Here is a 12,118-nt window from a genome sequence, read left to right as displayed (position 1 = left end):
CCGGCGGGAGAGGGCAGGCATTCAGCCGTGCGGCAGCCAGACGTCACCCTGCTGACCGTAAGCGCGCATCACCGACTTCTGTACTGAGGACTGGCTGACCAGCCGCGTCAGCTCATCCATGCGCGCCTGCAGCAGGCGTTTAACTTCGCTCTCATTATCCAGAATATGACGCAGGACCGGACGCAGCTGCTCCTGCAGCTGGCCTGATGGCGGCGTGGTTTCCGTACTCTGCGCCAGACGCTCCACCGCACTGACGTAATCCATTTCGTGAGTAATTAAATCGTCCCACTCGCCGCGGCTGGCGTGGCGCAGCATGCCGTGGCTGAGGGTGAGGATCTGCTGATAAGCCAGCATCAGGTGCGGTGCAGTATTCATAACATAGCGTCCTAAGAATTAAGATTAAGCGACTTCTTTCCAGGCATCAGCGATATTGCGCAGCAGCGTTTCAACCTCTTCCAGCGCTGGCACGTCGTTGCGGATGTTTGCCTCAACCAGACGGCGGACCATATAGGAGTAGAGGCCGATAAGGTTCAGCGTCAGCTCATCGCCTGAGGCTTCGTCCAGGCCCTGTTTCAGGCCCGCTTCAATAATATTGATCGCTTTCGAGATGGCGTTGCCTTTGCCCGGGATGTTGCCATCCTGCATAAACAGACGCGCGCGCACCACGGCGCTGATGGCGCCATCAAACAGCAGCGTCATCAGCTGCGGTGAGGTGGCGCTCATTACGGCGCTCTCAACGCCAATTTTTGCATAGGCCTGCGTGCCATTTGCCCCGTACATGGTCACTCCTTATTTTTTCGAGCTGCTGGTCATGCTGTCAAACTGCTGCGTCAGGTAGTCGCTGGTGCTGTTGAGCTTGCTGACGGCGAGATCCAGCTGGGTAAACTGGGTTTTGTAGCGCGCAATCAGGTCGTTGATGCGCGTGTTCATATCGTTGTACTTCTGCGTCAGCTCATTCAGCGTTTTGCTGACGCCATCTTTGGCAGTCTGGATCGGCCCTTTGCTTGAGAGCCAGGTCGTAAGGTTATCGGCCAGTCGCGTGGTAATACCGGTTTTTTTCCCGTCGCCGACGACCATCTCTTTGATGCCGTCCGGATCTTTCGCCAGCTCGGTTTTGAGTTTGGTTGCGTCCAGCGTCAGCGCGCCGGAGGTGGGATCGGAGGTAATACCAATCTGCGCCAGCGTTTTATAGGCGGAGGAGCTGGCGGAGTTGGTCAGCAGCCCCTTGATCTGCGTCTGAATGCTGCGCAGGGTGCTGTCGCCGACCAGCGCACCGTTGCTGGCATCCTGCGTGTCAGCGCCTTTTTCCACCGCGGTAAATTTAGTCAGCGTACTGAACTGATCGAGCAGCGTGTTATAGGCGTTAACAAAGTTGGTCACCGCAGTGGTGGCTTTTGACGTGTCCTGCGCCACGGTGAGCGTCTGGCTGCCGCTGGTGGTCGCGGTCAGATTCAGCGAGATCCCCTCCAGCGCGTCACTGATGCTGTTGCTGCTATTGACGATCGGAATATTGTTTACGGTGAGCTCTGCGTTCTGCGCCGCGACGCTGACGCTGAGCTTGTTATTTCCTGCGGTATCATTTTTATCAAAGCCGACCACTGCCTGCAGCGTGTCGTCGCCGCTGACGCTGACCGCCGAGACGGCGTTTGCCTCACCGGTTTTGGTCGCGGTCAGCGACAGACGGTACTCGCCTTCATTGCTCTTAATAATGCTGGCAGAGACGCCAGCGTTCGCTTTGTTGATCGCATCGCGCATGCCGGTGAGCGAGGTCTGGTCGCTGGTGAGCGCAATATCTTTGCTGCTGCCGTCGGCAAGCTTAATGGTCAGGGTGCGGCTGGCGGCGCTGTCGCCGAGCGCGCTGCTGTTGCTGCTCTGCGCCGCAGAGGTCAGCGTCTGCGCCTGCGCCAGCTGCGTCACGTTAATACTGTACTTCCCCGCTACCACATTGCCAGAGGTGGTGGCGCTGAACGCCGTGCTGCTGCTGGTTGCGGTGGTGGCGCTAAAGACATCGGCGCTGTTAAGCGCGCTGTTAGCGGTCTGAAACGCGGTCAGCGCGCCTGAAAGCGTGCCGTAGGCGCTGAGTTTCGCGGTATAGGCGCTCTGCTGGGTAGTAATCGGCTTTAGGTTCGCTTTTTCGGCGTTGGTTAAGCTATCGAGAATATCGCCAAGCTGCAGGCCTGAGCCGACGCCGAGGGAAGAGATGCTGGCCATATAGTTTCCTTTTCCTGTCGCTGCAAAGAGTGAATAGCGCAATTATCGGCGTCAACGCGGCAAAGTTTAGAATTAATCACCAGTGAGTAATAAACGGAATAGAGGGGCGTAACGGAGGTAATTCGGGCGCTAAAAAAAAGTAAGCGGGGCTAAAGAAGCGCAGGCGGGTGGCGATAACCAGAAGCATGGCAGGTGAAGCGATAAAAATTCACCCGGTCCTAAAAAAAATCTAAAGGTTGTTCAGGGGCAGACGATAACAACTTTGACGGCGATGAAGCCGACGGGTTGAAGCCCACACCTTAACCGAAAGACTTGATTAAACAGGAAACTTTATCATGGCCCAGGTCATTAACACTAACAGCCTCTCGCTGATCACTCAGAACAACATCAACAAAAACCAGTCTGCTCTCTCTACCTCTATGGAGCGTCTGTCATCGGGTCTGCGTATCAACAGCGCGAAAGATGACGCAGCAGGCCAGGCTATCGCTAACCGTTTTCAGTCCAACATTAAAGGTCTGACCCAGGCAGCCCGTAACGCCAACGACGGTATTTCAGCTGCGCAGACCACTGAAGGCGCGCTGTCAGAAATCAACAACAATTTACAGCGTGTACGTGAACTGACCGTACAGTCGCAGAACGGCACCAACAGCCAGTCTGACCTGGACTCCATCCAGGACGAAATCAAATCGCGTCTGGATGAGATTGACCGCGTATCGGGCCAGACCCAGTTCAACGGCGTGAACGTACTGGCGAAAGATGGCACCATGAAAATTCAGGTTGGCGCCAATGATGGTCAGACCATCTCTATCGACCTGAAGAAAATTGACTCTTCTACGCTGGGCCTGAACGGCTTCAACGTGAATGGTTCAGGTACAATTGCTAATAAAGCGGCGAATGTAAGTGACCTGGTAGCTGCAAAAGGTACATTAGCTGGCGGTGTTTACACCGTAGCAACAAGCTTTGATGCTATGACTGCTGATCAGGCATTCGATAAGTTGAAGACTGGCGATACCGTTACAGTTGCAACTGGCGCGAACAAAGGTACTTATACCTATGACGCTACTGCTAAAAACTTTACTACTGATAAAGCCATCGCTACTGCTGATGTTGCAACCGAGGGTGCAAAACTCAAAGCAGCTGCAGGCCAGACTAAAGCTGGTACTTACACTTCCACAACTGGTAAGGTCGATTTCGAAACTGACGCTTCGGGCAACATCACTATCGGTGGTGCAGCAGCATTCATTACCACTGATGGCGCATTGACTACTAACAATGTCACTGGTGCTACAGCTGCTTCAATGACTGAGTTGTTCAAAGCTGCTGATAAAGGTGCTGGAGCATCAAACATTGATTTTGACAGCAAATCTTATAAGTTCGCGGCTGGCGCTAACCAAGGTGCAAGCTATAAAGATTCAGTCTCTTCAGATGCGTTACTGGCAAACGTTAAAGCCGATGCTGTAGCGGGCGATGTGACCATCAAGTTTAACCAAGCAGCTTTAAACTACTCTGCAACATTCACTTCAGGTAAATCTGTTGAGACTTTCCTGGATAATGATGGCGAGATGACTAAAACTGCTTCGTATAATACTACTTATAAAGCAGATGCTGATACTGGCGCTGTAACGGTGACTGGCGGTACCGGAACAGGAAAATACGCTGCTAATGTAGGCGCGCAAGCTTATGTAAGTGCATCTGGCAAACTGACTACTGATACCACAAGCGCAGGTACCGTAACTAAAGATCCACTGGCGGCTCTGGATGCAGCTATCAGCGGTATCGACAAGTTCCGTTCTTCACTGGGTGCGATTCAGAACCGTCTGAACTCAGCGGTAACTAACCTGAGCAACACCACCACTAACCTGACTGCTGCTCAGTCCCGTATTCAGGATGCGGACTACGCAACTGAAGTGTCAAACATGTCTAAAGCGCAGATCGTTCAGCAGGCGGGTAACTCCGTGCTGGCGAAAGCGAACCAGGTTCCACAGCAGGTTCTCTCTCTGCTGCAGGGCTAATCGTTCACCGCGTAAGCATCAAAACCCCGCTCCGGCGGGGTTTTTTTTTGCGTATAAAACCGCAGCTGTCTGCTACAGCCTGCCGCCGCGCGGCCGATAATCTGTTACAGAACCATTCCGCTATAGGTCACGTTTTCCACTCAGGGAGGGGCGATGCGCTTCAACTACGATCTGTTACCGGGTGAGCTGCTCTCGTTTGAGGAGATCGCGCTGCGCTATGCGCAGCAGCATCCTGGCGAAAAAGCGCTCACCGCGCGCGGCCTGCTGAGCCCCCCGGTGAGCTATCGCCAGCTGGCGATCCGCGCGCTGTTTGCGCAGCAGGCGCTGAACAGTCCGCTTGAGGAGCTGCTGTTTATCAGCGATGACAACGAGCACAAAAATTATCTGCGCCGTTTTGAGCGCTACCTGAAAACGCAGCAGGCGTTTCTCTATTTTCGCCGCAGTGACGACACCAGCCAGGCGGGACGCTGGAAAGTGATGGGCGAGAGCCGGGTCTATGCGATGCTCGATCCGCACTCGGCGGCGGCGCAGAACCTGCTCACCAGCCGGGGCTACCGGCTGGTGCTGATGCGTCAGCAGGAGGAGGAGGCGTACTGGCAGCTGTTTGACGGGCAGGCGCACCCCTGTTTTCCGCTGTCGCGCGCGGTGCAGTTTATCGTGGTGCTGAGCACGCCGCAGCAGCCGGCACCCGCCGCCGTGATACCCGGCACCGAAGTCGGGCGGCGGGTGAAAACCCGCGTGCTGCAGCACGCCAGCCAGGCGGCGTTTCTGGCGGCGGTGAAAGCGCGCTACGGCGCCTGCGTCATCACCGGCACGCCGCTCACTGAACCACACGGCTGGCCGTGGGTGGAGGCGTGCCATATCAACACCGACGAGAGCGATGCGGGGCTGCTGGCGGATAACAGCGTCGATAACGGCCTGTTTTTACGCAGCGATCTGCAGCGCCTGTTCCGCAATAAACTGATTAGCATTGATGGTGAAACCGGGCAGGTGATGCTCAGCGCGGCGCTGGAGAGTGAAGCGGCAGACGGCTTCGCTTATCAGCCGCTGGCGGGCAAAATCTGCGCGCTGTGGCCCGCGGTTCCGCCTGCCACAAGGCAGCGGTTGCAGCAGCGCAACAGATAACGTTCACAACGGCGGTGTCCGCCACCGCCATCCATCACTAATTTGAAATAACCTCGCTTTTGCCCGCCTATTCTGCCAATCGAAACCGCTACAGAATTGGATAATCATGCCGATAACTTAATTAACGCAGGGTAGTCAACGTGAACGATCTCTATACCGCCGGCGGCGTGATGGATAAACATTCGCTCTGGCAGCGCTACGTTCCCCTCGTGCGGCATGAAGCGCTGCGTCTGCAGGTGCGCCTGCCGGCCAGCGTGGAGCTTGACGATCTGCTGCAGGCTGGGGGCATCGGACTGCTGAATGCCGTGGAGCGCTACGACGCGCTGCAGGGCACCGCCTTTACCACCTACGCCGTGCAGCGTATTCGCGGCGCCATGCTGGACGAACTGCGCAGCCGCGACTGGGCACCGCGCAGCGTGCGGCGCAACGCGCGCGAGGTAGCCGGTGCCATGCACCAGGTAGAGCAGGCGCTCGGCCGCTCAGCCTCGGAGCAGGAGGTGGCGCAGCAGCTGAACGTGTCGCTGGAGGAGTACCGGCAGATCCTGCTGGATACCAACAATAGCCAGCTCTTCTCCTATGACGAGTATCGGGAAGAGCACGGTGACAGCGCAGAGCTGGTGACAGAGGGCCATGAAGAGGCGAATCCGCTGCATCAGCTGATGGAAGGGAATCTGCGTGAACGCGTGATTGACGCAATCGAGGCGCTGCCCGAACGCGAAAAGCTCGTGCTCACACTGTACTACCAGGAAGAACTGAACCTGAAAGAGATTGGCGCGGTGCTGGAGGTGGGGGAATCCCGCGTCAGTCAGCTGCACAGTCAGGCGATTAAACGCCTGCGTGCCCGGTTAGCGGGAGCGCGCTGACAGACTCAGTCCTGGGGAAACAAAAATAAAAAAACCGGGGACTCAGCGATGGGAGCCAAAATTAAAGTCAGGCCATTAAGTCGTTATCTTAAAGACTATAAACATAGCCAAAGCAACTGTTCACACTGTGGCAAAGTATTAGATCGTATGGCGCTGGTGTTTCGTGGCCAGATCATCAATAAAGAGGCGATAGCCCGCATGGACCAGATGATTGACGATCAGGTCTGGACGAAGCTGCAGCCCGAACTGACCGCGCTATGCCGTTTCTGCAGCGATATTTTTTGTAATACCCATCCGAACTACTTCGACATCATGGCGTTTAAACAGTATCTGTTTGAACAGACCGAGATGAACCACAGTACGATTCGGGAGTATGTGGTGCGCCTGCGTCGACTTGATGACATGCTGAAAGCGAGAAATTTCCCGGCAGAAAATCTATCCGGCAACAGCTGGCATGAGTGTCTGCAGCACGATCTGCCCGATGCCGGTAATAACAACTACCGTATTGCGCTGCGTAAATACGATCAGTTCCTCGGCTGGCAGCGCGGCTGATCAATGATTCATGTCCGCTGCGGCGATCTGTGCCGCAGCGGGCTGCTGCTACCCCGCAATTCCGGATGCGCCTCAGCGCATCTTCTGCAACACTACAGGGATATCTTCACACTGCCCTGGAGGCCTGCATTGTCCCTACATCTTCTGCACCAGTTTCCGCGTCTTGAACTGCTTGGCGCACCTACGCCGCTGGAGCATCTGCCGCGTCTGTCCGATTACCTTGGCCGCGATATTTTTATCAAACGCGATGACGTTACGCCGGTCGCGCTGGGCGGCAACAAACTGCGCAAGCTGGAGTTTCTGGCCGCGGACGCGCTCCGCCAGGGCGCGGATGTGCTGCTGACCGCCGGTGCGATCCAGTCCAATCATGTACGCCAGACGGCCGCAGTGGCGGCGCGACTCGGCCTGAAGTGCGTGGCGCTGCTGGAAAACCCGATTGGCACCACGGCAGAAAATTATCTCTCTAACGGCAACCGCCTGCTGCTTGATCTGATGGACGTGGAGACGGAGATGGTGGCGGCGCTGGATAATCCGCCGCAGCAGCTCAGCGACTACGCAGAGCGTCTCGAAGCGCAGGGGTATCGCCCCTATATCGTGCCGGTCGGCGGCTCGAATGCGCTGGGCGCGCTGGGATACGTAGAGTGCGCCCAGGAGATCGCCCATCAGAGCGAGGGCGTAGTGGATTTCGCGGCGGTGGTGGTGGCATCCGGCAGCGCCGGTACCCATGCCGGTCTGGCGGTAGGGCTGGAGCAGCTGCTGCCGGAAAGCGAGCTGGTTGGCGTGACAGTGTCACGTAGCGTGGCCGCGCAGCTGCCGGTGGTAGAGCGGCTGCGCAGCGCGCTGGCAGAGCAGCTTGAGCTGAAGCCGCAGGCGGCGATCACGCTCTGGGATGAGTACTACGCGCCGCGCTATGGCGAACCCAGCGAAGAGGGCATGGAGGCAGTGCGCCTGCTGGCACGGCTGGAAGGTATCATGCTGGATCCGGTCTATACCGGCAAAGCGATGGCCGGTCTGATTGACGGTATCAGCCAGAAGCGCTTCCGGCGCGAAGGGCCGCTGCTGTTTGTACATACCGGTGGCGCACCGGCGTTATTTGCTTATCATCCTTCGGTATGAGACAGGCTGACGAAACGCTCTATAATCGCTGCCACAGACAGGCGTAACGTCACCACGGAGATGCAATTTCTGTGGCGTTCATAATAAGACTACGCTATCTGTTACAGGGTGCGTCACGCGACGCACCTGCACTGACACACACAACAGATAATAACGGGGTAAACATGGCTTTCTCTCTGATTCGTCGCCCGCTGGCGATGGGAATGATGGCGGTGGCGCTGCTCGCAGGCATCAACGCAAAAACCTTTGCCGCTGAAGATTTGCTGGCACAGATTAAAAATAAAGGCGAGCTGCGCGTGGGCCTTGAAGGCACCTATCCGCCGTTCAGTTTCCAGGATGAGCGCGGCAAACTGACCGGCTTTGAGGTGGAGTTTGCGCAGGAGCTGGCACAGCATCTCGGCGTAAAAGCGGCGCTGAAGCCGACCAAATGGGACGGTATGCTGGCGTCTCTGGATTCAAAACGTATCGACGTGGTGATAAATCAGGTCACTATCTCCGATGAGCGTAAAAAGAAGTATGACTTCTCCACGCCGTACACCATCTCGGGCGTGCAGGCGCTGACGCTGAAGAAAAACGCCGGCACCATCACCAAACCTGAGGACCTGGCAGGGAAAAAAGTGGGCGTGGGCCTCGGCTCCAACTATGAGCAGTGGCTGCGTGATAACGTCAAAGGCGTCGATATCCGCACCTATGATGATGACCCGACAAAATATCAGGATCTGCGCTCCGGCCGCCTGAACGCCATTCTGGTTGATCGCCTGGCCGCGCTCGATCTGGTGAAGAAAACCGGTGACACCATGGCCGTAGCGGGCCCGGCGTTCTCGCGCCTGGAGGCTGGCGTGGCGGTGCGTAAGGGTAACGACGATCTGCTGAAAGCGATCGATCAGGCGATGGCAGAGATGCAGAAAGATGGCTCGCTGAAAAAACTCTCTGATAAATGGTTTGGCACGGACGTGACGAAATAATGCTGGAGAGCGTACATCTGGTGCTGGATTCAGCACCTTTTTTACTTAAAGGGGCACTGTTTACGCTGCAGCTCAGCATCGGCGGGATGTTCTTTGGCCTGCTGCTGGGCTTTATTCTTGCCCTGATGCGCCTGTCGCGCTTCTGGCCGGTGAACTGGCTGGCGCGCATCTATGTCTCAGTGTTCCGCGGCACGCCGCTGATCGCCCAGCTGTTTATGATCTACTACGGCCTGCCGCAGTTTGGCATTGAACTCGATCCCATTCCCTCCGCGATGATTGGCCTGTCGCTGAACACGGCGGCCTATGCGTCAGAGTCGCTGCGCGGTGCTATCGCCTCTATCGAGCGCGGGCAGTGGGAAGCGGCGGCCAGCATTGGTATGACCCCGTGGCAGACGCTGCGCCGGGTGATCCTGCCGCAGGCGGCGCGGACTGCGCTGCCGCCGCTCGGTAACAGCTTTATCAGCCTGGTCAAGGATACCTCGCTGGCGGCCACTATCCAGGTGCCGGAGCTGTTTCGTCAGGCGCAGTTAATCACCTCACGCACGCTTGAGGTGTTTACCATGTATCTGGCCGCCTCGCTGATCTACTGGATCATGGCGACCGTGCTCTCCGCGCTGCAGAACCGTCTTGAAGCGCACGTTAATCGTCAGGATCGGGAGGATAAATGAGTGCAATTGAAGTCCGCCAGCTGGTGAAAAAATTTCACGGGCAGACGGTGCTGCACGGCATCGATCTCGACGTGGCTGCCGGAGAAGTAGTGGCGATTATCGGCCCCAGCGGCTCGGGAAAAACCACGCTGCTGCGCAGTATCAATCTGCTGGAGGTACCGGATCAGGGTAGCGTGACGGTAGGCGGCATCACCATTGACGCCAGCCTGAGTCTTAACAAACAGAAAGAGAAGGTGCGTCAGCTGCGCCAGCAGGTCGGGTTTGTGTTTCAGAACTTCAATCTGTTCCCGCATCGTTCGGTGCTGGAAAACATTATTGAAGGGCCGGTGATCGTTAAAGGTGAGCCGAAAGCAGAAGCGCAGGCGCGGGCACGTCAGCTGCTGGAGAAGGTCGGGCTGACGGGTAAAGAGGCGAGCTTTCCGCGCCGGCTTTCCGGCGGGCAGCAGCAGCGGGTGGCAATTGCCCGCGCGCTGGCAATGCGCCCGGAGGTGATTCTGTTTGATGAGCCGACGTCCGCGCTTGACCCGGAGCTGGTCGGCGAGGTGCTGAACACCATTCGCGCCCTGGCGCAGGAGAAACGGACGATGGTGATCGTCACGCATGAGATGAGTTTTGCGCGTGATGTGGCTGACCGCGCTATCTTCATGGACCAGGGGCGCATTGTGGAGCAGGGGGAGGCCAGAACCCTGTTCAGTAATCCGCAGCAGGCTCGTACCCGACAATTCCTGGATAAATTTCTTAATCAGTAATATTCAGGGCCGGTTCGCTGGCCCTTATTTTTTTCGCTGCTATCACATTCCTTCGCGTTTCTCTTATCCTTTTGGTGCATAGTCATATAATTGTCTTATTGCTAAATTATTAACTGGCTTCTCTGTTTGCAGATTGCTCTTAATTAAACAGCAGCTTTTCTTACTGATTATTTTTCCTGAATCACAATTTATAACTCTCTGTGCCGCTTCAGGCAGATGTAAATGCATTTTGATTAACGTAAAGTCTTGTTACATCAGGGCCAGCAAAGACAATTTAGGACTTTCGCCAGATACACTCCCCGCAGTGCTGTTGAATAATCGTTTAATAACCATAACTCACGAACTGATTATTAATGCGTTTACCTCTTACAGACCTACACAGCTTTAGGAGTCAACCTGATGAAAGATAACGGGAAAAATGATATAGGCTGGATAAATACACTGAAAGGTGCCTGTATTTTGCTGGTGGTGCTCTATCACACCGTATTACCGGGATTTGAAACAACGATAAAATATTTGAGTGCCGGATGGTTTCCGGCGGAAATATGGGTACAGTTTAATACGGTCCTGTCGCCATTACGTATGCCGGCATTCTTTTTTGTTTCCGGCCTGCTGGCGACCAATGGCATTTTGAATCGTTCATGGAAACAGGTATTTACCAGCCGTATTACCAATCTGTTCTATCTCTATATTTTGTGGGGCTTTATTCAGTGGTGGTCAATTGTCGGGATTTCCACAGAAATCACCGGGCAACGCATTTCGCAAAATCTTAATGCGGCCTATGCCGGTTCACTGCTGGAGTTTCTCAAGCTGACGTTTATGGCGATGAGTACCTCCTGGTATCTGTATGGTCTGGCGATCTACTTCCTGTGTGCAAAAATTTTTCATCAGCAGAAAATCGCGCTGCTGGTTGTGGCGGTGGTACTGAATTATCTGGCGGTGGAAAAAATCATTCCCTACTGGGGGCCGCAGAGCGTCGCGCAATATTTCCTGTTCTTCCTGCTGGGCGCATTCTGGAGCCCGGTGATGCTGCGCCTGAGCGAGCTGCGCCGTGAAAACCTGCTGCCGTGGGCGGTACTGGCCGCGCTGACGGGACTTCACGTGATTATGGGCCTGGATAAAAGCCTGTTTATGTGCGTCATCGCCGTGCTGGTGAGCGTGGCGGCCTGCCGCTGGCTTAACCAGCATTTCAGTATGCGTTTTTTCAACTGGGTAGGGCGCAATACGCTGCAAATCTACGTTATTCACCGCATCTTTATTGAGTTTTTCGGGATGTCGGCGATTCTGTTTGCCCAGCGCCATCACCTGTTTGAGCAGGAGTGGTTCTCCATGCTGTGGGCCTGTTTCTATCCGCTGGCCATCGTCGGGATCTGTTCGCTCTGTTCAGTCGCGGTCTGGTCAGTGACCAACCGCGGTCTGGGTCAGTCGCTGTTCCTGTTCCCGACGCTGATCGGCATGAAGCGTCGCAAAGCAGCGTAGATAAATGCAGGGGCAACAATTTTAACCGCAGGGGACGCATTAATGCGTCCCTGATGCGTTTATGCTTCCCTGGCGTATTTATGCGCCCGTGCTGGTTTCCGGGCGCCATTAATGGCGCCCCTGCGGGATAACAATACCAACCGTAGGGGACGCATTTATGCGTCCCTTGCCACATTCATGCGCCGATGGTGATGTTCGGGCGCCATTAATGGCGCCCCTACGGGGATAACAATGCCAAACGTAGGGGACGCATTTATGCGTCCCTGATGCGTTTATGCTTCCCTGGCGTATTTATGCGCCCGTGCTGGTTTCCGGGCGCCATTAATGGCGCCCCTGCGAGATAACAATGCCAAACGTAGGGGACGCATTAATGCGTCC

12 protein-coding genes are annotated in these 12,118 nt (G+C 55.7%); 9 read left to right on the top strand and 3 right to left on the bottom strand.

Annotated features, from left to right (window positions below):
* Positions 1–21 precede the first annotated feature (21 nt).
* The 3 genes from fliT to fliD are packed head-to-tail and all read right to left on the bottom strand — an operon-like array spanning position 22 to position 2,211.
* Positions 22–375 carry a flagella biosynthesis regulatory protein FliT gene (fliT, locus tag B4056_RS16160; protein WP_094111343.1) on the bottom strand — a complete coding sequence of 118 codons (354 nt, stop codon included), beginning with the start codon at positions 373–375 and terminating at the stop codon, positions 22–24.
* A 24-nt stretch (positions 376–399) separates the two neighbouring features.
* Positions 400–780 (bottom strand): flagellar export chaperone FliS, encoded by a 381-nt coding sequence (gene fliS, locus B4056_RS16155; protein WP_094111344.1) that lies wholly within the window; start codon positions 778–780, stop codon positions 400–402.
* 9 nt (positions 781–789) lie between these two features.
* Positions 790–2,211: a flagellar filament capping protein FliD gene (gene fliD / locus B4056_RS16150; RefSeq protein ID WP_113655071.1), complete on the bottom strand. Its 1,422-nt coding sequence runs from the start codon at positions 2,209–2,211 to the stop codon at positions 790–792.
* A gap of 335 nt (positions 2,212–2,546) precedes the next feature.
* Between fliD and B4056_RS16145 the strand changes: the two genes are divergently transcribed.
* From B4056_RS16145 to B4056_RS16105, 9 genes are all read left to right on the top strand, one after another.
* Positions 2,547–4,223: a FliC/FljB family flagellin gene (locus tag B4056_RS16145; protein WP_113655072.1), complete on the top strand. Its 1,677-nt coding sequence runs from the start codon at positions 2,547–2,549 to the stop codon at positions 4,221–4,223.
* Between the two features lie 153 nt (positions 4,224–4,376).
* Positions 4,377–5,348 (top strand): HNH endonuclease signature motif containing protein, encoded by a 972-nt coding sequence (locus tag B4056_RS16140; protein ID WP_113655073.1) that lies wholly within the window; start codon positions 4,377–4,379, stop codon positions 5,346–5,348.
* 140 nt (positions 5,349–5,488) lie between these two features.
* Positions 5,489–6,211: an RNA polymerase sigma factor FliA gene (locus tag B4056_RS16135; RefSeq protein WP_039385048.1), complete on the top strand. Its 723-nt coding sequence runs from the start codon at positions 5,489–5,491 to the stop codon at positions 6,209–6,211.
* 48 nt (positions 6,212–6,259) lie between these two features.
* Complete coding sequence (gene fliZ, locus B4056_RS16130) at positions 6,260–6,763, top strand: flagella biosynthesis regulatory protein FliZ (protein ID WP_039385047.1); 504 nt, start codon at positions 6,260–6,262, stop codon at positions 6,761–6,763.
* 129 nt (positions 6,764–6,892) lie between these two features.
* Positions 6,893–7,879 (top strand): D-cysteine desulfhydrase, encoded by a 987-nt coding sequence (locus tag B4056_RS16125; protein ID WP_094111347.1) that lies wholly within the window; start codon positions 6,893–6,895, stop codon positions 7,877–7,879.
* A 164-nt stretch (positions 7,880–8,043) separates the two neighbouring features.
* Complete coding sequence (gene tcyJ / locus B4056_RS16120) at positions 8,044–8,844, top strand: cystine ABC transporter substrate-binding protein (protein ID WP_039385043.1); 801 nt, start codon at positions 8,044–8,046, stop codon at positions 8,842–8,844.
* A complete protein-coding gene (tcyL, locus tag B4056_RS16115) occupies positions 8,844–9,512 on the top strand; it encodes a cystine ABC transporter permease (protein WP_071667941.1) in 669 nt (222 codons plus the stop codon). Before tcyJ ends, tcyL begins: the two co-directional genes overlap by 1 nt.
* Complete coding sequence (gene tcyN / locus B4056_RS16110) at positions 9,509–10,261, top strand: L-cystine ABC transporter ATP-binding protein TcyN (RefSeq protein ID WP_071667940.1); 753 nt, start codon at positions 9,509–9,511, stop codon at positions 10,259–10,261. The genes tcyL and tcyN overlap by 4 nt, the downstream gene beginning before the upstream one ends.
* A 399-nt stretch (positions 10,262–10,660) precedes the next feature.
* The gene (locus tag B4056_RS16105) at positions 10,661–11,740 is read left to right on the top strand and encodes an acyltransferase family protein (RefSeq protein WP_094111349.1); all 1,080 of its coding nucleotides are present in this window, start codon (positions 10,661–10,663) and stop codon (positions 11,738–11,740) included.
* Positions 11,741–12,118: the final 378 nt, after the last annotated feature.

The sequence above is a fragment of the Pantoea sp. UBA7232 genome (assembly GCF_002473195.1).
In the GTDB taxonomy this organism is placed as follows: domain Bacteria; phylum Pseudomonadota; class Gammaproteobacteria; order Enterobacterales; family Enterobacteriaceae; genus Pantoea; species Pantoea eucrina.
This window is presented reverse-complemented; position numbering and strand designations above follow the sequence as displayed.

What these genes read in the sequence shown, in the direction of transcription:
- B4056_RS16105 (WP_094111349.1), top strand. Translation starts at nt 10,661, where the DNA reads ATGAAAGATAACGGGAAAAATGATATAGGCTGGATAAATACACTGAAA.
- fliS (WP_094111344.1), bottom strand. Translation starts at nt 780, where the DNA reads ATGTACGGGGCAAATGGCACGCAGGCCTATGCAAAAATTGGCGTTGAG.
- fliT (WP_094111343.1), bottom strand. Translation starts at nt 375, where the DNA reads ATGAATACTGCACCGCACCTGATGCTGGCTTATCAGCAGATCCTCACC.
- tcyL (WP_071667941.1), top strand. Translation starts at nt 8,844, where the DNA reads ATGCTGGAGAGCGTACATCTGGTGCTGGATTCAGCACCTTTTTTACTT.
- fliZ (WP_039385047.1), top strand. Translation starts at nt 6,260, where the DNA reads ATGGGAGCCAAAATTAAAGTCAGGCCATTAAGTCGTTATCTTAAAGAC.
- B4056_RS16140 (WP_113655073.1), top strand. Translation starts at nt 4,377, where the DNA reads ATGCGCTTCAACTACGATCTGTTACCGGGTGAGCTGCTCTCGTTTGAG.
- B4056_RS16145 (WP_113655072.1), top strand. Translation starts at nt 2,547, where the DNA reads ATGGCCCAGGTCATTAACACTAACAGCCTCTCGCTGATCACTCAGAAC.
- fliD (WP_113655071.1), bottom strand. Translation starts at nt 2,211, where the DNA reads ATGGCCAGCATCTCTTCCCTCGGCGTCGGCTCAGGCCTGCAGCTTGGC.
- tcyN (WP_071667940.1), top strand. Translation starts at nt 9,509, where the DNA reads ATGAGTGCAATTGAAGTCCGCCAGCTGGTGAAAAAATTTCACGGGCAG.
- tcyJ (WP_039385043.1), top strand. Translation starts at nt 8,044, where the DNA reads ATGGCTTTCTCTCTGATTCGTCGCCCGCTGGCGATGGGAATGATGGCG.